The following is a 21396-nucleotide window of genomic DNA, read 5'->3' as shown; positions in this document are numbered from 1 at the left end:
AGTGAGGGATTCGAACCCCCGGTGGGTTTGACCCCACGTCTGATTTCAAGTCAGGTGCATTAAACCGGGCTCTGCCAACTCTCCTGAAGTGCTGCGTATCTTAATGATATTTTTATGACTGTAAAGTGAAAAATGAAAAAAGTTGTTTGAGTGCTGACATTTCAATCAAATAAATCAAAACTTACACATTTAAGCTGGTTTTATCGTCATCTAACATCAAATTCATATGAAACCACTTGAAAATGGGAACTAAAAGCCATACAACATACACTAAATAATTGTGTACCATTTCGGTCATATAAGTCCTATTGGAGGAAACAATGGATCAACGTTCGATGTATTCAAGTGCATCTCAACCATCGGTATTGCAAACGAACAAGGTTCTACGCAATACCTATATGCTGCTTGCGATGACACTAGCGTTTAGTGCGGTTTGTGCTGGTATAGCAATGGCGGTAGGCATTTCTCCTATGATGTCCCTTGTTATGACTATTTGCGCATTCATTACGCTTTTCGTAGTGCAGAAGAAAGCAGATTCTGCATCTGGTATTTACTGGGTATTCGCCTTTACCGGCTTAATGGGCGCTTCTCTTGGCTATACACTGCAATATTACCTTGCTTTCGCTGGTCCAGGACTAATTATGGAAGCCCTAGGTGCAACAGCGTTGGTATTCTTTGCATTATCAGGCTATGCATTAACCACTAAGAAAGACTTTTCGTTTATGGGCGGCTTCTTAGTAGTTGGCCTAGTAGTCGTTCTGGTTGCTGCTATCGCAAACATCTTCTTTGCAGTTCCTGCAGTTAGCCTAGCGATTAGCGCTGCTATCGTGTTTATTATGTCTGGATTCATTCTGTTTGACACTAGCCGCATAATTCACGGTGGTGAAACTAACTATATTCGTGCGACAGTTGGGTTATACTTAAATATCTACAACTTGTTCACGTCAATCCTTCACCTTCTAGGTGCATTTGGTGGCGACGATTAATTGCACGTTTAAGGTTTAATAATAAACACCCCTTAATCGGGGTGTTTTTGTTTGTATGGCAGAATACTCAGTACTTATTACTACATCACCGTTTCATGGCGATAGCGCTATGCGCGCCCTCGCCTTCATAGAAGGTGTAATTGCCAATGGTGATACCATTAACAACATTTTCTTTTATGGTGATGGTGTGTATCACACCAATAACCTTATGTTACAGACTGGCGACTCACATTTCGCACATGGCGATTGGAAACAGCTCGCCACCAACCATGATATTCAATTACTGGTTTGCATAACGGCCGCGGTTAAGCGCGGTATCGTAAGCCAACAAGAAGCACACGAAAATGGCATTGGCTTTGCCAATTTACACGCGCCGTTTGAACAGGCCGGCCTTGGTGAGTTTTTTACCGCCCTTCACGAATGTAACCGACTGGTACAGTTTTAATGGCAACGTTACTTTTACGCTTCACACAAAGCCCCTACGGCAGCACAACAAGCCAAGATGGATTAGACTTCGCGTTAGCCGCAACTAACTATGGCCATGATGTAAAGGTGATTTTTGAAAATAACGCTGTACTTCAGTTAACTAAAGCCGATTCAATAAAAGGGTTAAAAAATCATAGTAAGCGCTTAGCGTCTATGCCTTTTTTTGATATTGAAGATTGTTATGTGTGCAAGGACAGTGCTACTGCACTGAATATTGAGCACACGCTAAATAATGTCGCATTGTTTGAAGAACTCGACTGTCAATGGATTTCAGCCGATGAAAAGCTAGCGCTGATAAACAGTGTAGACCATGTGGTGACGTTTTAATGCTTATTTTGATTACTCATCCTCACCTTTCTTCAGCAGACAAGTCACTTTTGAGCGCGACAATTAAACAGTCTACGTTTGTGGCTGTAGTGTGTACTGGCGACGGTGTTTACGCCCCCATGTTAAACCATGCTCTTTTTGAGGCGCTATTGACCTCTACAACTATCAATATTGAATTGTGTGCGCTCAAAGATGACATGACGACGCGTGGCGCTAATTCAGTACAAGGTATAAAACCAATTTCAAATCAAGATTTCGCTGTACTTTCGTCAGCACATCAACAATGGGTAACACTGTAATGACGCAAGAAACTTTTAGCTTTTCTTACAATGGCAAAGATATCGCAACGGACAAAGCGGGTTATCTATTAGACTACACACAGTGGGACGAAGGAATGGTTGAAGTATTAGCTCAAGAAGAAAATATTGAGCTTACTGAAGCCCATTGGGAAGTTGTACGGTTTGTACGTGCTTTTTACGAAGAGTATGAAACGAGCCCGGCTATTCGGGCATTAGTTAAAGCAATGGCAAACAAATTTGGTCCTGAAAAAGGTAACAGCCGCTATTTACAAAGACTTTTCAAACGCGGTCCTGCCAAACAAGCCACTAAACTTGCTGGACTTCCTAAACCAGCTAAGTGTCTGTAGCTAAAAAATATTTTCATTAAGGGAATTTTTTTTGGTAAACCCAAGAAAAGGTTACGCATAACTAAATGGTTACGAATAACCTTTTCACACCTAGAATGCTTATGACGCACTTAATGAAAATGACTCACCTAATGGCTCAGCGCCCTTAAAGGTTTTAACGCCTGTCACTTTTAGGTCAGTATAAATTTTCGGGGTTGTAAGAAGCTGCTCTACCTCATAGTTTGCATCCCCATGAAGCCATGCTTCTATTACGCTTTTATTGTGTGGTAGAAAGCACGGAATAGACTTCTCGTGAAACTGGCTAAACCCTTCTACAGGCGGGCGCGTGATTACGGCACATGAATACAAACCATTACTGAAAATACGATATACTGCGCCAAGCAGAAACGCGCCGTTTTTAGGTTCTATCAAATAGTGTGATTTACCTTTACCCGCAGAACTAGGGTTAGATTCACCAATAGCGGTCGCTACCACAACGCCTCTGCGATGCGTTATTGCCTTTTTCCAAAATGGGCTATCGATATTCCTTGCGTTAAACGTAGTCCGTTCACCTAATTCTAATTCCTGCCCCTGGGGCTTTGCGTCAAACCACCATGTAGCATCGATAGTCGTTGATGGGCTTACAATAAGGTTGGTAATGCGTTTGCTTGCGATTTTCCCAAACGCCGGATAGAAGTTGATAACGTTGCCGTCTGTCTTTTCATTCTCAAAAAACGGAATAGTTTGCTGTAACCCTACTTCTTCTAGTAACGCAATAACAGCCGGAGAGTCTGTAACACGCTGAATAAACCCACACATATTGCCCCCATACGCTCACAGCTAAGCCTTTAGTACCACTCGGCAGTTAGCAATAAATGCGTGATGTCTTGACGCTAAATCGTTGATCCAGAAAATAGTGATATCCATGTTTTTTTCAAAAAGATAACTGCCTACTCTAAGCCTACAAGAACGCGTTTCTTGGCCTTCTGTTTGTTTTATTTTTGTATACGTGCTTGGCGCTGATTTCAAAAGGTCGGACGTCAATGCAGAAAGCGTATGTTCATCATCAAAATGCATATCGAATTCAAGAGTGTGAAAAGCGCTTACATCGACACCAGTATTTGCCAGAAGAGATACTTTTGATAAAACATCTTCTGTATTCAACACGTTGCGCATAAACCTGTGTGCACCTAATTTGATTGTTCGGACTTTGTATAGACTGATTAAAACACACTTTGCATAAAGACATAATAAGAATTATATGTCAGAAGTATGACTTACTGAGAATTTGCAAGCCGACGTCAAAAGTGAAACCAACGGGTAAGCGAAGTATCGCACTCAGGTTACTTCGCTATCCTTATGGTCGTGTTTATAAATACTAGTCGCAACGGTAAGACTCGAGTTCAGTCTTTTTCACAATGCGGCAAATGGTAAAAGTTGATTTTGGTTTCAGATCCATAGTGCTGCCTTTAGTACCGTCAAACACGTATGCATAGTTTTGACTATCATAAATAGCAACTTCCCACTTCTTTCCTTCGGGCCTCGTTAAAAAAGACACACTATTGGGCATACCAATTTTATCTCTTAATTCTATAAATGAATCACCAATTTTGGGATCACTATCAGATGCTAGGGTAAAGGGCAGATAAAAGATGCCTATTAATGCGAGGTATCGTGCTTTTTTCATAAATAACATTCCTTGTTTAACTGCACATAGACTTTAACGCTTGAATATTTGGCTGTCAAAGCACAGGCTTCGCCATCAACCATTTTGTCGTAAAGCCCGCGCTGGTAAAGAGCGCCACTACACCACATAACCATGGTAAAGCTCCTTCCCAACCGCTCCATTTTATCTGAGCAAAACCGAATACAAAGATATATGCAACCAGTGCCCATACCAATACTACGCTGATTAAATTTCCTATTTGTGATGTCATGAAAATCCCTTACAAATTGTTTCCTATAGACGCTACACTAATTACAAGTCGGTAGCGCCTAAAATATTGTTACACAACACAGCTATGCTTGCGAACGCGAGGCACCGATTAGTCTCTTTTTGCTCGTGTGCTCCCATGATACATTGATGACTAACAACAAAAAGCCAGCAAAAAAGCTCAATCCGCCAAAGTCTAAATAGCGAAAGTTTCCGTGTAATTCGTACTGTTGGTCAAAGTTTGCCCCTTTTAATGTCGGGATAAGAATATCAACAATCCATAGTCCAAAAAATACACTGGATAGCGCAAAAGCAACCAACCAAGCGTATTTGATAATAAAGCCTAAACTCATGTTTTCAAATGTACTAACGGTTTGTAATTCAAGGGGCGTAACGCCAAACACAGAAGATAGTGCTTTTGTCGTTTCAAGTGAGGCGACTCCACTTTTTTCAACTCGCTGTATAGTTCTAACGCTCAGGCCACTAGCTGATGCCAGCTCCTCCTGACTCCAGCAATTACTCGTTCTCAACGTTAAAATTTTTTTCGTGTTAAGTTTCACTTCGTTACTCATTTTATAAACCCACTTATTGTAAAAAGTGAGGTAATTTTAACTAATACTTCGAGCAGCCCCCTGACATTATCTCGACACGCCCATGCCATTGTCATGACATTAACACGACAGTAACGTGACGATACCGAAAATATGAGATTTATTCTCCACCACCACCGCCGCCATCAGAAAAACTACCGCCATCACTACTGCCCATTGAAAACCCACCACTGTCGTTTGCTGCCATAGCTTCAAGTGATGTAAAGCTAAAATCGTTTGTGTTGTTAAAACACACAAGCGCAATTTCTTCACGTAGCGACGCGTAATCACACGACGTATTTAATTCGTTTTGAATGTCAGAAAATGCTAAGGGGCTGCAGAACATTGCATAAGCATAAAGAAATTCATTGGACGACATTGATGAGTTACTATATTTACTAAACCTGTCCTTAAGCGCACGATCTACTTGTCCTTTTGAATAGCACTCGTTTTTACCAAACAATGCCACAAGCGTTTTCGGTAGCTTTCTAGCAAATTTTTTGATCTTCCGTTTTCGTTTGAAATTCTCGAACATTTTTAATCCCTTCTAAGGTAACTATTAAATCTATTTTACCGCGCAATAAAACCAGCATTGCACTATGGAAGCGACTAATCAACAAACAAAATTCTGACGCGCGTAACGCAAATAGCGATGTAAACAAAAAAGGCCCAGCGGTGTAACCGCTGAGCCTTTAACATCTAGCATCAAATTGAAACTTGACGCAACAGTAACAAGGTTACTGCGCTTTAATAACCTCTTGGCCATTCATGTAAGGCACAAGCGCTTTAGGTACAGTCACACTGCCGTCAGCTTGTTGGTTGTTTTCCAGTATCGCAACTAATGTACGACCAACCGCAAGACCTGAGCCGTTAAGTGTATGCAACAATTCCGGTTTGTTTGTTTCTGGGTTACGGAAACGCGCTTGCATACGACGCGCTTGGAAATCCAACATGTTTGAACATGATGAAATTTCACGATAGGTATCTTGGGCAGGCAACCACACTTCTAAATCGTATGTTTTACACGCGCCAAATCCCATATCACCAGTACATAACAACACTTTGCGGTAAGGCAATTCAAGTTTCTGAAGAATAACTTCTGCATGGCCTGTAAGTGCTTCAAGGGCATCAAAACTGTCTTCTGGCTTAACCAACTGTACTAATTCAACCTTGTCAAACTGGTGTTGACGAATAAGTCCACGGGTATCTCGACCATATGAACCTGCTTCAGAACGGAAGCACGGTGTGTGCGCCGTCATTTTCACAGGCAATGATTTGGCATCAAGAATTTCGTCACGCGCGATATTCGTAAGCGGCACTTCAGCGGTCGGAATAAGGCTTAGGCCTTGGCCTTCTTCAGTTGCTGGTTTTGTGTGAAACAGATCTTCACCAAATTTTGGCAACTGGCCTGTACCGTAAAGGCTGTCGGCATTAACCAAATAAGGCACATACATTTCTTGATAACCGTGCTCTTGGGTGTGCGTGTCTAACATAAACTGCGCAATAGCGCGGTTTAAACGCGCGATATCGCCACGCATAACCACAAAGCGACTACCCGTTAACTTGCTAGCAGTGGCAAAATCCAAACCATTGTTAAGGCCTTCCGCTATATCAACATGGTCTTTAACTTCAAAATCGAATGTACGAGGCTCACCCCAACGCGAAATTTCAACATTGTCGTCCTCGTCCTTACCTTCTGGTACGGACTCGTCGGGCAAGTTCGGAATGCCTTGCGTAAAGGTATTAATTTCTTCTAGTAACGCGTTTAGCTCTACCTTTGCCGCATCCAACTCATCGCCAAGCTTTCCCACCTCAGCAAGTAAAGGCGCAATATCTTCACCTTGCGCTTTTGCTTTACCAATGGATTTACTTCGTACATTGCGTTCGTTTTGCAGATCCTGTGTTCTGGACTGAAGTGTTTTTCTTTTTTCTTCAAGCGAACTGAAAGCTGCTACGTCGAGGTCAAAACCACGGGCAGCCAATCGCTTGGCTGTTTGTTCTATATCGCTTCGCAAACACTTTGGATCTAACATGTGTTTCTAATTATCCTTTCATTAATTCAATTGCTAGCCACCCTGCTAACAAGCAGGCGCCAACGTTAAGAAATACATTTGCTATCGCTCTTTGCCATAGCCCATTTTCTAATAAAGTTAACGTTTCTACAGAGAACGTTGAGAATGTGGTAAACGCGCCAAGTAATCCAACACCAATTAACGCTCTATAAGGCGAATCGGCCAAATCATGACGCTCTATAAAGCCGTACAAAATCGCCAAAGCGAATGACCCTACAACATTCACGGTTAGTGTACCAAACGGCAAGTGTTTTCCAAATAAGGAATCTACCGTAGTTGTAACAAAATACCGCAAACAAGCGCCTGTTGCGCCGCCTGCGGCGATAAAACAGTACAACGCTATCCCTTGAGGCACGATGTCACTCCCAATCTTCTCAATTTTTGTTTATTTATTAGGCACTAAAGTGCACGAGCGTGCAATGCCTTTTGACAACACTTTACCGCTTATTCCTACTTTGTGCATTAAGTGAATCAAGATAGTCACGTTTTGCTTTTAGTGCTTTTTCTAAACCGCGCTCGTTGGGGGTGTAAAAGCGCTGTGGACCGCTAGATTCAGGAAAGTAGGTTTCACCTGCAGCAAACGCATTAGGCTCATTGTGTGCGTAGCGATAACCATCGCCATGGCCTAGCTCTTTCATCAATTTCGTAGGCGCATTTCTTAAATGCATAGGAACTGGGGCATCTGACGTTTTTCTCGCCAGTGCTTTAGCATCATTAAACGCCATGTAAACGGCGTTGCTTTTTGCTGCAAGTGCACAGTATACCGCAGCCTGAGCAATAGCTCGCTCCCCCTCAGCAGGTCCAACGCGGTGAAACGTGTCCCAGGCATTGATGCACAGTTGCATAGCGCGAGGGTCAGCATTACCAATGTCTTCTGACGCAATAGCAAGAAGTCGCCTTCCAACATATAACGCATCACCGCCACCGTCGAGGATCCTAGCGTACCAGTAAAGCGCTGCATCAGGGTCAGAACCGCGCACTGACTTATGAAAAGCTGAGATCAAATCGTAGAAGGTGTCGCCCTTATTGTCGTAGCTTGCCACCTTTTGACCAACGGCCTGCTCAATATCACCAATTGATATACTTGCGCCATTAGTAAAATCAGCAGAAAGCTCCAAATAGGTCAATAAGCGCCTTGCGTCACCACCACTTAGCTCGATTAACGCTGCTTTTGCATTCTCTTCAATGCTAAGACCTCGCTGTCCTAGCCCTTTGTTTTCATCTTTTAAAGCCCTTTCTACTAATGTGTCCAGAGCTTCTTGCTCAAGGGGCTTGAGCACATACACCCTCACACGCGATAACAATGCGTTATTAAGTTCAAAAGACGGGTTTTCAGTAGTAGCACCAATGAAAGTCACTACCCCCGATTCCACAAACGGCAAAAACGCATCTTGCTGGCTCTTATTGAACCTGTGTACTTCGTCAACGAACAATAGTGTGCGTTGATTGTACCTCGCATTTTCTTCAGCAGTGTCCATCGCCGCACGAATGTCTTTCACACCTGAGGTCACTGCCGAAATACGCAAGACTGATGCGTTTGTGTATTGTGCAATCAGTTCAGCAAGCGTAGTTTTACCGGTACCCGGAGGCCCCCATAAAATCATTGAGTGACAATGACCTGCTTCAAGCATCTTCCGCAAAGGCTTGTCGTTGCCCAAAAGGTGAGCTTGGCCGCTGTATTCTTCTATTGAGGTAGGTCGCATTCGCGCTGCAAGCGGCGCAAATGCCTGATTAGCTTGATTCATTAGCGAAGAGAACTACCGTTGATCATCCACAATATAACTGTCGGGTATGTCTACTGAGAACGTGTCTGCAGCGAGTGGAAAACGCGTTTCAATATTATTGAAAACTAACGTACTAATTTGCTGTTGGGCGTCCAACATATTAAGCGCAGCCAGTTTGTTGTCTTGGTTAAAAGTAAGGGTCAGTGTTTCAATCTGCCCGCCTACTTCTTTAGGCGTTATTTGATAACTACTTAGCATCTGGCCAGCCGCTTCGCCCTCAACACTAGATGTATCAACTTTGCGAATTGTAAACTTATTCCACGTTTCAGCATCACTGGCTGTTAAAAGCACGATAGGATTATCTTTAATTGCTTGATCTTGTGAAATAACCGTAACTTGCTCGACAAATGAATCGACATTCCATACTGCACTGCCATCAGCTATCAATAGAGTTTCGTCAGGAAATGTGGTTTCCCAACGCAGTTTATTAGGGCGAGTCATAGTCAGCACGCCTTGCGCCTCATGAACAATGTTCTGCTCAGCATCAACAACGGTTTGTTCAAAACCTGCACGGAATTGTTTCATGTCCCGTAATAATACTTGCAGGCTGTCACCGTCTGGACTGCTACTTGTAGCTACCGCACTAACCTGTTCTTCAACATCGCTTGAGGGAGTAATTGCATGTTCATCGCTAATCTCGTAAGCGCTATACGCGTTATTCGAGCACGCTAATGCTAAAGCACTTACAAAATACACTGATACGGCTTGTTTCATCGTTCTACTCCGTGTCTACTCTTTGTGGACAGGTGGCGCGAGTACCTCGCGATTACCGTTATGTCCCTGTGCACTTACGACCCCGCTCATCTCCATTTGTTCCACTAAGCGCGCTGCTCTGTTGTAACCAATTCTAAATTTGCGCTGTACGCTACTGACGCTAGCGCGTCTTGTTTCAGTCACAAATGCCACGGCTTCATCATAGAACGCGTCGAACTCTTGATCTTCACCTTCAGGTTGCTCACCCGGCAATAGCACCTCTGCAGAGGCTTCGCCGTTTAGAATCTCATCAATGTACTCTGGCTCTCCACGCTTTTGCCAATCTGCTACTACAGCATGTACTTCATGATCGTCAACAAACGCGCCATGTACACGCGTAGGTACTGGACTGCCAGGTGGTAGATAAAGCATATCTCCCATTCCTAGTAGGGTCTCTGCGCCTTGCTGATCTAATATAGTTCGAGAGTCTATTTTACTTGAAACCTGAAACGCGATACGAGTTGGAATGTTTGCTTTAATTAAGCCCGTGATGACGTCAACAGACGGTCTTTGTGTTGCAAGAATTAAGTGAATCCCCGCTGCACGCGCTTTTTGAGCGATACGCGCAATAAGTTCTTCTACTTTTTTACCCACAATCATCATCATGTCGGCAAATTCATCAACCACAACGACAATCGCTGGAAGTTTCTCTAAGTCGGGCGCCTCTGCGTCCATACTTTCTTCACTCTTCCATAGCGGATCTTTAATTGGCGTGCCGTTGGCAATGGCTTCGGTCACTTTGGCGTTGTAGCCTTTCAGATTTCGCACGCCAAGCGCACTCATCAAACGATAACGTCGTTCCATTTCTCCGACACACCAACGAAGCGCATTAGCCGCTTCTTTCATATCTGTCACAACTTCGGCCAACAAATGCGGAATACCTTCATACACAGAAAGCTCAAGCATTTTAGGGTCAATCATGATCATGCGAACGTCTTCTGGCGTGCTCTTATAAAGCAAACTCAGGATCATCACGTTCACGCCTACTGATTTACCAGACCCCGTAGTACCTGCAACTAACAGGTGTGGCATTTTCGCTAAATCAACCACTACAGGTTTACCGGAGATATCAGCGCCTAGGACCATCGTTAATGGTGACTTATTAGATTGGAATGTGTCACAGCTAATGACTTCGCTTAAGCGCACCATTTCTCGTTTCTTGTTTGGAAGTTCAAGCCCAATGACCGACTTACCGGGAATGACCTCTACAACGCGAACTGATATCGCCGACATGGCGCGCGCCAAATCCTTTGATAGCCCTGTTATTTTGCTCACTTTAACACCCGGTGCTAGGTCAAGTTCAAAACGTGTAATCACTGGGCCCGGGAATACGCCCACAACGGTAGCTTCAATATTAAAATCAGCGAGCTTTTCTTCTACTAGTAGCGAGATACCTTCAATTTCTTCAGGCGTTAACGGGTTTTCGTGTTTATCAGCGCGCTCTAGAAGGTCAAATGAAGGCATAGGCGGTAAGTCAGGATCTATCTCCCCTGCCCTCGCTTTAACCGGTTTTGCACCAAGCGCCGCGGGCGCAAAATTCTGTTCAACAGGCGTGGTTGGCGCAACGTGCTGCTCTGTGGGTTTAATGTCTTTTTCCACATAATTAGCATCGTCATGATGCTGGGCAGGTTGCGCTGAAACTTCTGGCTTTGTGCCAGTTTCATACGGCATATCTTCATCAAATTCTGCCAAGTCGTCAAAATTGATATGAGGGCTTTGCTGCGCGTTTACATCTTTTTCCGCCTCATCCGCTTGGACTGGCTCATGAGTTTTACCAAGACCAACCTTATCTTTGATACCGCCTGTTACTGCTTCACGCATACTCGCAAACGAAAAGCTCGCTTTCTTTGGAGCATCACCTTCTTTGAGATCATCAGCCTCTTTGAGAGCATCAGCCTCATCACTTGTCGATGAAGTCGCATTTGTTTCATTATCAAATGCGTAGAACGGTGGTTCTTCAATAGCGCTTTCAACCGAAAATGTAGGCTCACTTCGAACAGCGTTGCGTTCTGTCTTTTTAGGTTGCTGCTTCGCTTCGCTCACATCTTCTACTGGCGGCTCGGCGCGCATTGACGTTATATCAAGTTCGCTAGGCGAATGTTGCTCTTCATTCTTGTTCGCCAATGCTAACTTTGGCATCTCTAGCGCAAGTAAGCTCTGTGGGGCGCTAATGAGTTTCTTCGATAACCAAAGTGTTCCTTCTCCTACCCTGTCTACTATTGTTAACCAACTGATCCCGGTTAACAGCGTAAACCCAGTGCAAAAGAAACACAGAAGGAGCAAAATAGTGCCGGCCGTGTTGAAATACGGGACCAATGCAGAGCTAATTACGTCACCAACAAAACCGCCTGCTGAAAAATTAAATACATCGTTAAAATTAATACTCGCGATACCTGTTGTGCCCAGCGCCATCAACAAGCCGCCCACAATACGAAGGCCAATAGTTAAATAATCGAATTCGTCCAACTCTTTGATGTGTTGAAACAAGAACCAGCCTAGAAAGGCTGCGCCGAATGGCAATAAATACGCAAGATAGCCAAATGTGAACAATAGTAAATCAGCTATCCAAGCTCCCGTTGCACCAACCCAATTGTGGACATCGAGTTGTAATCCTGCCTGACTCCAGCCTGGATCGCCTGGATGAAAAGATGCAAGTGCCAGCAATAAGAAAAAAGCGAAGACACAGGCTATTATCATACCTGCTTCCCACACTCGCTGAACTCCTGTTAATCGCGCCATAACCCTAAAAACCTTCAATTAACGGGGTACTTGTCAATTTGGTAACCAGACAAGTAACCTAAACACAGTGACAAAAGGCTTAGCGAACCTTCTGTGTTCCTTACTTATTATTATCGTATTGCTCTTTTATTAAGCTTTAATGTGTCTTGTATAGCCGGCCTTGTCCCTAGGCGAAATACAAACACTGTATTTTTGCACAGCCTACCACAAAACGTAATAGTTGAGCCATGCTTTCGTTACTTCAAGTTGATACGCAAAGACGACGTACTCTTAACTTCTTCCATTACAACATAGGTTCTAGATTCGCTCACTCCCGGTAAGCGCAACAGGGTGTCACCTAGCAACTTGCGATAGCTGCCCATGTCAGCAACACGTGCTTTCAATAAAAAATCGAAATCGCCAGACACAAGATGACATTCTTGGATGTCGTCGTGTAACTTAACCGCAGCAGAAAATTCTGCAAAGATATCGACAGACGTTTTCGTCAGTGTAATTTCAACAAAAACCAGCATTGCAGCACCAAGCTTTTCCGGGTCAACGACAGCATGATAGCCCTTAATATAGCCTTGGCTTTCCAATCGCTTAACCCTTTCAAGACAAGGACTAGGGCTCAACCCTACTTCTTTTGCCAGCTCAACGTTTGAAATGCGACCATTTTTTTGTAGTTGAACCAAGATATTTCTGTCTATTCGGTCAAGGTGTTTTGGCGTTTTCACCAACATATATAATTTCCTTAAAAAGCACCTATACCAAATTATATTCTAATAAATGGCATTCTTCAGCAGATAGTTCGTTTTTTATTGTCGTATACTCGCCGACATAACGCCCTTGTTATTAATGCGGTTGTTTCTTGTCCTTTATAGATTAAAGGTCAGAGCTCAACTAGCCTTTACATGACATTTAATCAATACGAGCCATTAAGAAGCTCACGCAATAAAAGAGGATTACGCATGTTAGTTGGTGTACCAAAAGAGATTAAAAATCACGAGTATCGTGTTGGCTTAACGCCTGCAGCCGTTAAAGAATTTGTTAGCGACGGCCACAATGTACTTGTAGAAACTAAGGCAGGCGATGCAATTGGTTTCACTGACGAAATGTATGTTGAAGCAGGCGCTGCAATTGCATCTACTGCTGAGCAAGTATTTGCTGAAGCTGAAATGATTGTAAAAGTGAAAGAGCCTCAGCCAAACGAATGTAAAATGTTGCGCAAAGGCCAAACTCTTTATACCTATCTACATTTAGCACCAGACCCAACGCAAACAAAGTTGCTTGTTGAATCAGGTGCAACGTGTATTGCTTATGAAACGGTAACCGACGATCGCGGTGGTCTTCCTTTACTTGCTCCAATGAGTGAAGTGGCAGGTCGTATGTCTGTTCAAGCCGGAGCTCATTACCTAGAAAAAGCACACGGTGGTAGCGGAACACTATTAGGCGGCGTACCGGGCGTAGCTCCGGGTAAAGTTTTGGTTATTGGTGGTGGTGTTGTAGGTATTAACGCAGCGAAAATGGCTCTTGGCCTAGGCGCTGATGTAACTCTACTTGACCGTTCACTACCAAGACTTCGTCAACTAGACGATATTTTCAATGGTCAGGTTAAAACAGTTTACTCAACGGTAGACGCCATTGAACACTATTCTTCAAAAGCTGACCTAGTCGTTGGTGCGGTACTGATCCCCGGTGCAGCAGCACCGAAACTATTAACGCGCGAACACATTGCAGCTATGAAGCCTGGTTCTGTGTTGGTCGACGTTGCTATTGACCAAGGTGGCTGCTTTGAAACATCAAAAGCCACTACGCACCAAGATCCAGTTTACATGGTTGATGATGTTGTACATTACTGTGTTGCTAATATGCCAGGTGGCGTTGCCCGCACATCAACAATGGCGCTTAACAATGCAACATTACCCTTTGGTCTAGCCCTTGCGAATAAAGGACCAGTTAAAGCAATGCTTGAAGATAAGCATTTACTTAACGGTCTGAACGTTCACGAAGGTAAAGTGACGTACAAAGCTGTTGTGGATGCACTAGGCGCTGAACTAGGTCTTTCGTATACGCCAGCTGAGGCAGCACTTAAAGGCGAATAACGCCTGATTAAAGCGACGTTACTTAGCTAAACGTAACGTCGCTAGACGCTGCACAGCAAATAAAAAAGCTCGGATATGTTTTCACATTCCGAGCTTTTTTTATGTGGTTAAAAGATTTGCTATGCGCTTATAGAGGCATTTACTGCTTTTAACACGGCAATGGGATCTTCAGATTTAGTAATAGGTCTTCCCATTACTAGGTAATTCACGCCTGCTTTTATTGCGTCAGGCGGCGTCATTACTCTTTTTTGATCGCCAACATCAGCACCAAGCGGGCGAATACCCGGGGTAACTAGCAGAAAGTCATCGCTATGTTTTGTACGCAATGCCTGCGCTTCTTGCGCTGAACAAACAATACCATCCAGACCCGCCTGCGCAGTTAAGCTTGCTAACCGCAGTACTTGCTCTTCTGGTGTCACATTGCTTATTACATCGGCTAATTGCGACTCGTCCATACTGGTAAGTACGGTCACAGCGATAAGCTTAGTTGATGGGTGACTACTATTAGCAATCGCTTCTTTAGCGGCTTGCATCATAGGAATACCACCAGATGCATGAACATTCACCATCCATACACCCAACTCTGCTGCAGCCTTACACGCTTTTGCCACTGTGTTGGGGATATCGTGAAACTTAAGATCGAGAAAAACATCAAAGCCCTTAGCTATAAGAGCTTTAACAAATTCAGGACCGAATAATGTGAACATTTCCTTGCCCACTTTCAATTTGCATAAGCTAGGATCTAGCTTATCTACAAAAGCAAATGCAGAGTCTTTGTTGTCATAGTCTAAAGCAACAATAACGCGTGGGTCGTGCATGTTTAATTATTCTCCGTCTAGCCCTTTAATTGGTTTCACTACACCCCATTTTTTGCAACTGGGGCATAGCCAGTATAGTTTACGACCGGAAAAGCCACAGCTGTTACAACGATACTTGGGGCGTTGTAACATTTGTTTTTCAACCAGTTCTTTTAACAACCGCAAGCTGTCGGCCGTCGTTTGATCTGACAGTTGATCGATGTATAAGCCCATTAGCGTTTTGAAACCGCGCATGGTAGGACGCTTGCGCAACTGTTCAAGTAAATATTCAGCCGCTTGTGCCGTGTCGCCACGTTTAAGTAATACATCAACCATTGCCAAATAGGATGTTGCGCACTCTTGCCAGTGTGCTTCCAAGTTTTGTTGAAACGCTTCCCAGTCTCCAGTTTCTTCAGCTATTTTTTCGAGACTAGGTACTGCTTCGCTGAACCAATTAATATCCCTTTCTGCCACTTGTGTGAAATACGCGTTGGCATCGGTATAGCGTTTCTGGTTTAGTGAGATTTCGCCCAGCATAAGCCACGGCCTTACGGCATGTTCATCTGCATTCACGGCTTTTTGCAGTAAGGTCAGTGCGGCGCCTTGGCTTTCATTTTTAAGCTCAACCGCAGCCTGCTCACAATAAAAATGTGCTAAACGCTCACACACCTCATCATTGTCGCCATGACATTGAACCATACGCTCAGCTAGCTCTATTGCGCGCTCCCATTCTTTGGTGGTTTGGTAAATACTGAATAGTTGCTGCTGTGCGACAAGGTAATGCTTTTCACTATTAAGTAATTGCAGAAATGCATTTTCAGCGCGCTCGAGAAATCCGGCTTGCGTATAATCGTGCCCCAACTCTCTTAACGCATTTTCACGTTGTGCAGGTTGAAGCTCATCGCGGCTCACTAGATTTTGATGCACTTTAATCGCGCGGTCTATTTCCCCTCGATGACGAAAGAAGCTACCCATTGCAATATGGGTTTCGACTGTGTCGCTATTGACGTTGATCATTTTAATAAGTGTATCAACAGCTTTATCGGGCTGGTCAGATAAGAGAAAATTCAGCCCTTTATAATAGTGTTTAGAGAGAATACTTGACTGCTTTCTTTGCGCTTGGCGGACACTATTTCGGCCCATTATCCAACCGTATCCAGCCGCAACAGGCAAAAGTAGAAACAGCAGTTCTAGCATTAGTGTTGTTGTTCCAATCGCTGAATTTTGTTTTGTGCTGCCATTAGTTGTACACGCAAACGCAGCCAACTTACCAGCATAACTAGAACACCAATTGCGACACCTATGGCTAGGGTGATAGCAATTAACGTAGACATACGTAAATTCGCTTGAGCGATAAGATAATTTACGGTTACTTGAGATTCATTTAGTGCGCCAATAACAAATGCAAACGTCAATAGCACTAAAATGAGTATGAATGTCAGGATCCCTTTCAACACTAAACCCTTTTTATTGATTTATTGATAAGAATAGCAAATTGCTCAAAGAGATAATAGGAAAAAGCGAGGATGAAGGTTCATCTCATTACGATAAGTAGAGGTAACAAGCCAGCACGAGTTATGCCGCCCCTTCTCTCTCGGCATCTTGTCTTTGCGCTTTCGCTATTAGGTTATCAACTACCAAATCGTGATGTAATGCCGACATATTAGTGATAAAGATACAGTGAGTATACCCTGCTTGCATTGTCTCTAGTTTGTCGTAGATGGCTTTATCGAGTTTTGAAAGTTGTGCTAGCCGCTTTTTCGTCAATGGCGTTGTAGCGCCATGGCAGCGTACCGCGGTGACATCCGTAGCGCTCAGTTGGATTTTACTCTCATCAAGTTGATTTTTGATTTGCGTCCGCAACTTTGAAAAAAGGAAGTCGCGTTCTTTGATATAAACTAGTCGATTATCACTTTTTCGAACGCAGTGAACAACAAGAGCTTGCTCAGAGGTTTCTTTGAACATCGCCTCTAATATTTGAGATTTAGGTTTAGCTTGCCCTTTGTCTGCGAAAAAACCATGAAGCGGGATAATATTTTGCGTGCGAGAGAACGGATATAAATCGTCTGAAGCGTCGCTCTGGTATACCGTTTTTAATCTGTCTAGAGTAAACCGATTCATTACGCACAATACCGACAACGAAGGCATATGCCTTACGGCAAGTTCCCAGATAAAACGGTGGGTAAGGCGCTGCGTACGAGCAATGTCGTTTAGCTTGAAATAGGCAGTGTTCTCTTCGACCATAGAACCAACACTGGAACTCACTTTGGCTTTGCGCGCGTCTTCGGTTAAGCACAAACGTACAACGCCATTATCAGCGTCATAGTGCACTACCTTATACTTTTCACCTTTAATCTTAAGGTCTGGTATTGTTACGCGAATTTCTTGCTGCACATCGCTGTTAGGCGCTACTTTTAACTTCATACCACTTGCACTTAAGTCAGAGACACGGGCATCGATTGATGACAACAGCCCTGTTTTAATTGACGCAGTCTTATCCATTAAATATCGCGTTTCACAACGCCTATCTAAGTCTTCCTCCATAACATAATCAATTTGCCAGTTCTTTCCACTGGCTTTAAGTGTCTTGGACAAAGGTTTGAAATCACATTTGGTGAGCAGTGATAAATTACTGAGATAGTTTGTGACATCTTTGCAATAAAGCACATGAGTAATTTGTGCTAAATGCTCGAAGTCCTTGCTTGCGATGTCGTGAATGGCGAAAGCTTTAATTTTATCCTGTTTACTCACTTCATCTAAGCGACAGTGAGTACAAATAAAATCGCCACTTTTTGCCAACAAGTATACAAGCGCATTCAATTGACCAAGCTTTAATAATTGACGATGCGTAGCGGTAATTTGAACATTGCCCTTTTTTGTTTTTATATTACCGTGAAATACGTATGCTTCATTGTACTTCCTAAGCTCTTCAACAAGCATTGCAAAAATGGGTTTATCTTGCAGGCTAGCCAACACTTTCGTTGTGTCGTTGTGTTCCACGTTAGCTTTCGTGAAAAGCGCAATGATAGGTTTTAGCGATGTTTTGTTTGGTGCAAGGAAAACGGGAAGCCATGGGCTATTTTCTAATATGCGATCGCGCTCTAGTTCTTGCATTGCGCGCTCTATTTCTAAATCACGCTGCAATGGTTGCTTGTAAGCCGTAATGCTGACGTAGCGCTTTAACGCGGTAATTAGCGCGGGGTCAAGGTCATCGGGAAAAACAAAGCTCGATTCATACTTTCCTAGATGCTTGTTGTACTTAACTGACTCTAATTCAAGGGTCACTTCCGTAGGCTCTCTAGTGAGGCCTGCTATCTCTGGTAATGTAAAAGTGAGCTTATCACCAGTACTCGCATTAGGTGGACGCTTGGTCTCTAGCGAGAACCCTTTGTAAGACAGCGAACTTACTGCACAATGCCTTCCCTTTTCGAATTGAGTAGACGCAAGGGTAAAATTCGGCCGAATCGCGATATCATCACCAAAGTCAATATCAGTGAACGACTGGCTTTCAACATTAAATGCATCGACAATCTTTTTAAATTGCTCTTTCTTTATCTGAGACTGGTAAAAGTCAGAATTCATTACAGACTCAAAAACACCTACAGTATATCTATCCTGATAAAGCGATGTTTCGTTTTTGAGTATTTGAGCCCCTACTTTGTCTAAGCGCATCTGTACGCCAAAGTGCTTAAACTTCATTACAGGGAATTGTGCGAAGGCAGAGTTATCAGCAGGAGCATCTGTAAGTGATGTTAACCGTACCACTTCCTCTTTAACAACTTTTCTTACGCTACTTGGGAGTCTTTTAGAGAACTTGTTTATCCCCTCTAACAGCTTGTTTTGCTGTTCATAGGGGATTAAAGCACGTATGAGCGGCTGATATTGCTTAATTATTGATTGTTCGTCGCCGGCTGACATTACTTCTACTAATACCGTTTTTTATTATCTGGATAATATATAACCGTATTAATCTACCCGTCAATAGACAAAGTCAACTAAACCAAAGTATAAAAAGCAACCAAAGTGATGTTTTTGTGAGAAATTTACATTGGCGAACTTGTTAAGAGTTGGATTGCTTTAAGCATTTTACTCTTAGTTAAATAGATACAGAAATAAAAAAGCCGCTTTTCAGCGGCTTTCAAAATTTTTATGCAATTGACGCATCAACTCTTTCACGAAGTTCCTTACCTGGCTTAAAGTGCGGTACATATTTACCGTCAAGCTTTACCGTTTCACCCGTTTTTGGGTTTCTACCTACGCGTGGCGCACGGTAGTGAAGAGAAAAGCTACCAAAACCTCTAATTTCGATACGCTCACCTTTTTGCAAAGTTTGCGCCATCTGCTCTAGAAGCTCTTTAATGGCCAGTTCAAGTTCCTTCGCAGGAATATGACGCGCTTGATCCGCGAGCCGTTCAATTAATTCAGACTTGGTCATGCTTAACCTCATTGTCAATATTATTGTTTAAACAGCTATCGCGAACTGGGTGTGCATTCGCACACCCACAAAAGCATTATTCGCCTTTAGCAGCTTTAAATGCTTCTGCCATCGCGTTAGCGAAACCAACATCTTCTTGTTGGTTAACTTTATCGATAGCTTCTTTTTCGTCAGCCTGATCTTTCGCTTTAACAGATAGGTTAACTGTGCGGTTCTTGCGGTCAACGCCCATGAACTTCGCTTCAATGCTATCACCAACGCTTGCTACTTCAGTTGCGTCTTCAACACGCTCTACAGCAAGATCTGCAACGCGGATGTAGCCGTCAACTTCTTCAGCTAGGTTTACAGTAACGCCTTTCGCATCAACTGCTGTTACTGTACCAGTAACGATAGCACCTTTCTTGTTATCTGTCAGATACTTGTTGAAAGGATCTTCTTCGATTTGCTTAACGCCAAGAGAGATACGCTCACGCTCTGGGTCGACTTGTAGTACAACTGCAGAGATTTCGTCGCCTTTCTTGTAGTCGCGAACCGCGTCTTCACCAGACTTGTTCCAGCTGATGTCAGAAAGGTGAACTAGACCGTCGATGCCGCCGTCAAGGCCGATGAAGATGCCGAAGTCAGTGATTGACTTGATCTTACCAGACACTTTGTCACCTTTTTCGTGTGACTCAGCAAATGTTTCCCAAGGGTTAGCAATGCACTGCTTAAGACCTAGAGAAATACGACGACGCTCTTCGTCAATTTCAAGAACCATTACATCTACGGTGTCACCTAGGTTAACAACTTTAGATGGGTGGATGTTCTTGTTAGTCCAATCCATTTCAGAAACGTGTACAAGACCTTCAACGCCGTCTTCGATTTCAACGAAGCAGCCGTAATCAGTAAGGTTAGTAACCTGACCGTTGATCTTAGTACCTTCTGGGTAACGAGAAGCAATTTCTTGCCATGGATCGTTGCCCATTTGCTTCATACCAAGAGAAACACGCTGCTTCTCTTTGTCGAACTTAAGTACTTTAACGTTGATTTCGTCACCAACATTCACGATTTCACTTGGGTGCTTAACGCGCTTCCAAGCCATATCTGTGATGTGTAGTAGACCGTCTACGCCACCAAGGTCAACGAACGCACCGTAGTCGGTAAGGTTCTTAACGATACCTTTGATTTCGTGACCTTCTTCAAGGTTAGCTAGAAGTGATTCACGCTCTTGGCTGCTTTCAGCTTCGATAACTGCACGACGAGAAACAACAACGTTGTTACGCTTAGCGTCAAGCTTGATAACTTTAAATTCAAGCTCTTTGCCTTCTAAGTGAGTAGTGTCACGTACAGGGCGTACGTCTACTAATGAACCAGGAAGGAACGCGCGTACACTGTTAACTTCAACAGTGAAACCGCCTTTAACTTTACCGTTGATAACGCCCTTGATAGTAACTTTATCTTCGTAAGCTTTTTCCAGCTCAACCCACGCTTCGTGACGCTTCGCTTTTTCGCGAGATAGGATAGTTTCACCGAAACCATCTTCAACTGCATCTAGTGCTACGTCTACTTCGTCACCAATAGCGATTTCTAGTTCGCCTTCAGCGTTCTTAAATTGGTCTGCTGGGATAGCACTTTCTGATTTCAAGCCCGCGTCAACAAGAACGATGTCTTTGTCGATAGAAACAACAGTACCTTTTACAATTGAACCAGGACGTGTTTCTAGTTCTTGTAAGCTTTCTTCAAAAAGTTGTGCAAAATTTTCAGTCATAAGTCTCAAATAAACTTTTAAGTTGATATCCACGCTTC

General features: G+C 43.4%; 24 protein-coding genes. 6 read left to right on the top strand and 18 right to left on the bottom strand.

All coding sequences use genetic code 11. From position 1 onward, the window contains the following. Window positions 1–320: 320 nt before the first annotated feature. Genes LHL20_RS13430 through LHL20_RS13410 form a run of 5 tightly spaced genes read left to right on the top strand, consistent with a single transcriptional unit; the run spans window position 321 to window position 2445 of the window. On the top strand, window positions 321–986 hold the full coding sequence (locus LHL20_RS13430; protein ID WP_226433662.1) for a Bax inhibitor-1/YccA family protein: 666 nt from the start codon (window positions 321–323) through the stop codon (window positions 984–986). A gap of 55 nt (window positions 987–1041) precedes the next feature. Then, on the top strand, window positions 1042–1431 hold the full coding sequence (gene tusD, locus LHL20_RS13425; protein ID WP_226433661.1) for a sulfurtransferase complex subunit TusD: 390 nt from the start codon (window positions 1042–1044) through the stop codon (window positions 1429–1431). Further along, complete coding sequence (locus LHL20_RS13420; protein WP_226433660.1) at window positions 1431–1799, top strand: DsrE family protein; 369 nt, start codon at window positions 1431–1433, stop codon at window positions 1797–1799. Before tusD ends, LHL20_RS13420 begins: the two co-directional genes overlap by 1 nt. Continuing rightward, window positions 1799–2098: a DsrH/TusB family sulfur relay protein gene (locus LHL20_RS13415; protein WP_226433659.1), complete on the top strand. Its 300-nt coding sequence runs from the start codon at window positions 1799–1801 to the stop codon at window positions 2096–2098. Before LHL20_RS13420 ends, LHL20_RS13415 begins: the two co-directional genes overlap by 1 nt. Next, entirely contained in the window at window positions 2098–2445 is a 348-nt protein-coding gene (locus LHL20_RS13410; RefSeq protein WP_226433658.1) for a TusE/DsrC/DsvC family sulfur relay protein, read from the top strand. The genes LHL20_RS13415 and LHL20_RS13410 overlap by 1 nt, the downstream gene beginning before the upstream one ends. Before the next feature lie 99 nt (window positions 2446–2544). On the opposite strand, the gene LHL20_RS13405 is transcribed toward LHL20_RS13410, so the two are convergent. The 12 genes from LHL20_RS13405 to lrp form a co-directional block, all read right to left on the bottom strand. Beyond that, the gene (locus LHL20_RS13405; protein ID WP_226433657.1) at window positions 2545–3243 is read right to left on the bottom strand and encodes an SOS response-associated peptidase family protein; all 699 of its coding nucleotides are present in this window, start codon (window positions 3241–3243) and stop codon (window positions 2545–2547) included. Window positions 3244–3264: 21 nt separating this feature from the next. After that, window positions 3265–3600, bottom strand: coding sequence for a hypothetical protein (locus LHL20_RS13400; protein WP_226433656.1), 336 nt, complete (start codon window positions 3598–3600; stop codon window positions 3265–3267). A gap of 202 nt (window positions 3601–3802) precedes the next feature. Then, a complete protein-coding gene (locus LHL20_RS13395) occupies window positions 3803–4111 on the bottom strand; it encodes a hypothetical protein (RefSeq protein WP_159624653.1) in 309 nt (102 codons plus the stop codon). Between the two features lie 55 nt (window positions 4112–4166). Then, entirely contained in the window at window positions 4167–4361 is a 195-nt protein-coding gene (locus LHL20_RS13390; protein ID WP_159624655.1) for a hypothetical protein, read from the bottom strand. Window positions 4362–4443: 82 nt separating this feature from the next. Further along, a complete protein-coding gene (locus LHL20_RS13385; RefSeq protein WP_226433655.1) occupies window positions 4444–4929 on the bottom strand; it encodes a helix-turn-helix domain-containing protein in 486 nt (161 codons plus the stop codon). A 139-nt stretch (window positions 4930–5068) separates the two neighbouring features. Continuing rightward, window positions 5069–5482, bottom strand: coding sequence for a DUF6559 family protein (locus LHL20_RS13380; RefSeq protein WP_226433654.1), 414 nt, complete (start codon window positions 5480–5482; stop codon window positions 5069–5071). Window positions 5483–5684: 202 nt separating this feature from the next. Further along, entirely contained in the window at window positions 5685–6980 is a 1296-nt protein-coding gene (gene serS, locus LHL20_RS13375) for a serine--tRNA ligase (RefSeq protein ID WP_226433653.1), read from the bottom strand. A 10-nt stretch (window positions 6981–6990) separates the two neighbouring features. Further along, window positions 6991–7374 carry a fluoride efflux transporter CrcB gene (gene crcB, locus LHL20_RS13370; protein WP_202265634.1) on the bottom strand — a complete coding sequence of 128 codons (384 nt, stop codon included), beginning with the start codon at window positions 7372–7374 and terminating at the stop codon, window positions 6991–6993. A gap of 82 nt (window positions 7375–7456) precedes the next feature. Further along, a complete protein-coding gene (locus LHL20_RS13365; protein WP_226433652.1) occupies window positions 7457–8764 on the bottom strand; it encodes a replication-associated recombination protein A in 1308 nt (435 codons plus the stop codon). A 12-nt stretch (window positions 8765–8776) separates the two neighbouring features. Then, the gene (gene lolA, locus LHL20_RS13360) at window positions 8777–9517 is read right to left on the bottom strand and encodes an outer membrane lipoprotein chaperone LolA (protein WP_226433651.1); all 741 of its coding nucleotides are present in this window, start codon (window positions 9515–9517) and stop codon (window positions 8777–8779) included. Between the two features lie 15 nt (window positions 9518–9532). Further along, a complete protein-coding gene (locus LHL20_RS13355; RefSeq protein ID WP_226433650.1) occupies window positions 9533–12295 on the bottom strand; it encodes a DNA translocase FtsK in 2763 nt (920 codons plus the stop codon). 236 nt (window positions 12296–12531) lie between these two features. After that, on the bottom strand, window positions 12532–13017 hold the full coding sequence (gene lrp, locus LHL20_RS13350) for a leucine-responsive transcriptional regulator Lrp (protein WP_131093305.1): 486 nt from the start codon (window positions 13015–13017) through the stop codon (window positions 12532–12534). A gap of 228 nt (window positions 13018–13245) precedes the next feature. Between lrp and ald the strand changes: the two genes are divergently transcribed. Next, window positions 13246–14379, top strand: a complete 1134-nt coding sequence (gene ald / locus LHL20_RS13345) for an alanine dehydrogenase (protein WP_226433649.1) — start codon at window positions 13246–13248, stop codon at window positions 14377–14379. 119 nt (window positions 14380–14498) lie between these two features. Here ald and pyrF read toward each other — a convergent pair whose 3' ends face one another. From pyrF to rpsA, 6 genes are all read right to left on the bottom strand, one after another. Continuing rightward, a complete protein-coding gene (pyrF, locus tag LHL20_RS13340; protein ID WP_226433648.1) occupies window positions 14499–15197 on the bottom strand; it encodes an orotidine-5'-phosphate decarboxylase in 699 nt (232 codons plus the stop codon). Window positions 15198–15203: 6 nt separating this feature from the next. Beyond that, complete coding sequence (gene lapB / locus LHL20_RS13335; RefSeq protein WP_159624674.1) at window positions 15204–16373, bottom strand: lipopolysaccharide assembly protein LapB; 1170 nt, start codon at window positions 16371–16373, stop codon at window positions 15204–15206. Beyond that, on the bottom strand, window positions 16373–16633 hold the full coding sequence (locus LHL20_RS13330; RefSeq protein ID WP_226433647.1) for a LapA family protein: 261 nt from the start codon (window positions 16631–16633) through the stop codon (window positions 16373–16375). The genes lapB and LHL20_RS13330 overlap by 1 nt, the downstream gene beginning before the upstream one ends. A 118-nt stretch (window positions 16634–16751) precedes the next feature. Next, window positions 16752–19094 (bottom strand): PilZ domain-containing protein, encoded by a 2343-nt coding sequence (locus LHL20_RS13325; protein WP_226433646.1) that lies wholly within the window; start codon window positions 19092–19094, stop codon window positions 16752–16754. Between the two features lie 229 nt (window positions 19095–19323). Further along, complete coding sequence (gene ihfB / locus LHL20_RS13320) at window positions 19324–19611, bottom strand: integration host factor subunit beta (RefSeq protein WP_014949641.1); 288 nt, start codon at window positions 19609–19611, stop codon at window positions 19324–19326. Between the two features lie 76 nt (window positions 19612–19687). Then, on the bottom strand, window positions 19688–21358 hold the full coding sequence (rpsA, locus tag LHL20_RS13315) for a 30S ribosomal protein S1 (RefSeq protein WP_159624680.1): 1671 nt from the start codon (window positions 21356–21358) through the stop codon (window positions 19688–19690). Between the last annotated feature and the right edge of the window lie 38 nt (window positions 21359–21396).

This window comes from Alteromonas sp. McT4-15 (genome assembly GCF_020515205.1).
In the GTDB taxonomy this organism is placed as follows: Bacteria; Pseudomonadota; Gammaproteobacteria; order Enterobacterales; family Alteromonadaceae; genus Alteromonas.
This window is presented reverse-complemented; position numbering and strand designations above follow the sequence as displayed.

Coding starts and splice junctions, on each gene's coding strand:
- rpsA (WP_159624680.1), bottom strand. CDS start 21,358: ATGACTGAAAATTTTGCACAACTTTTTGAAGAAAGCTTACAAGAACTA.
- LHL20_RS13390 (WP_159624655.1), bottom strand. CDS start 4,361: ATGACATCACAAATAGGAAATTTAATCAGCGTAGTATTGGTATGGGCA.
- LHL20_RS13325 (WP_226433646.1), bottom strand. CDS start 19,094: ATGTCAGCCGGCGACGAACAATCAATAATTAAGCAATATCAGCCGCTC.
- LHL20_RS13365 (WP_226433652.1), bottom strand. CDS start 8,764: ATGAATCAAGCTAATCAGGCATTTGCGCCGCTTGCAGCGCGAATGCGA.
- pyrF (WP_226433648.1), bottom strand. CDS start 15,197: ATGCACGACCCACGCGTTATTGTTGCTTTAGACTATGACAACAAAGAC.
- LHL20_RS13430 (WP_226433662.1), top strand. CDS start 321: ATGGATCAACGTTCGATGTATTCAAGTGCATCTCAACCATCGGTATTG.
- LHL20_RS13415 (WP_226433659.1), top strand. CDS start 1,799: ATGCTTATTTTGATTACTCATCCTCACCTTTCTTCAGCAGACAAGTCA.
- LHL20_RS13410 (WP_226433658.1), top strand. CDS start 2,098: ATGACGCAAGAAACTTTTAGCTTTTCTTACAATGGCAAAGATATCGCA.
- ald (WP_226433649.1), top strand. CDS start 13,246: ATGTTAGTTGGTGTACCAAAAGAGATTAAAAATCACGAGTATCGTGTT.
- lapB (WP_159624674.1), bottom strand. CDS start 16,373: ATGCTAGAACTGCTGTTTCTACTTTTGCCTGTTGCGGCTGGATACGGT.
- LHL20_RS13405 (WP_226433657.1), bottom strand. CDS start 3,243: ATGTGTGGGTTTATTCAGCGTGTTACAGACTCTCCGGCTGTTATTGCG.
- lolA (WP_226433651.1), bottom strand. CDS start 9,517: ATGAAACAAGCCGTATCAGTGTATTTTGTAAGTGCTTTAGCATTAGCG.
- lrp (WP_131093305.1), bottom strand. CDS start 13,017: ATGTTGGTGAAAACGCCAAAACACCTTGACCGAATAGACAGAAATATC.
- tusD (WP_226433661.1), top strand. CDS start 1,042: ATGGCAGAATACTCAGTACTTATTACTACATCACCGTTTCATGGCGAT.
- LHL20_RS13385 (WP_226433655.1), bottom strand. CDS start 4,929: ATGAGTAACGAAGTGAAACTTAACACGAAAAAAATTTTAACGTTGAGA.
- LHL20_RS13400 (WP_226433656.1), bottom strand. CDS start 3,600: ATGCGCAACGTGTTGAATACAGAAGATGTTTTATCAAAAGTATCTCTT.
- serS (WP_226433653.1), bottom strand. CDS start 6,980: ATGTTAGATCCAAAGTGTTTGCGAAGCGATATAGAACAAACAGCCAAG.
- LHL20_RS13355 (WP_226433650.1), bottom strand. CDS start 12,295: ATGGCGCGATTAACAGGAGTTCAGCGAGTGTGGGAAGCAGGTATGATA.
- LHL20_RS13395 (WP_159624653.1), bottom strand. CDS start 4,111: ATGAAAAAAGCACGATACCTCGCATTAATAGGCATCTTTTATCTGCCC.
- ihfB (WP_014949641.1), bottom strand. CDS start 19,611: ATGACCAAGTCTGAATTAATTGAACGGCTCGCGGATCAAGCGCGTCAT.
- LHL20_RS13420 (WP_226433660.1), top strand. CDS start 1,431: ATGGCAACGTTACTTTTACGCTTCACACAAAGCCCCTACGGCAGCACA.
- LHL20_RS13380 (WP_226433654.1), bottom strand. CDS start 5,482: ATGTTCGAGAATTTCAAACGAAAACGGAAGATCAAAAAATTTGCTAGA.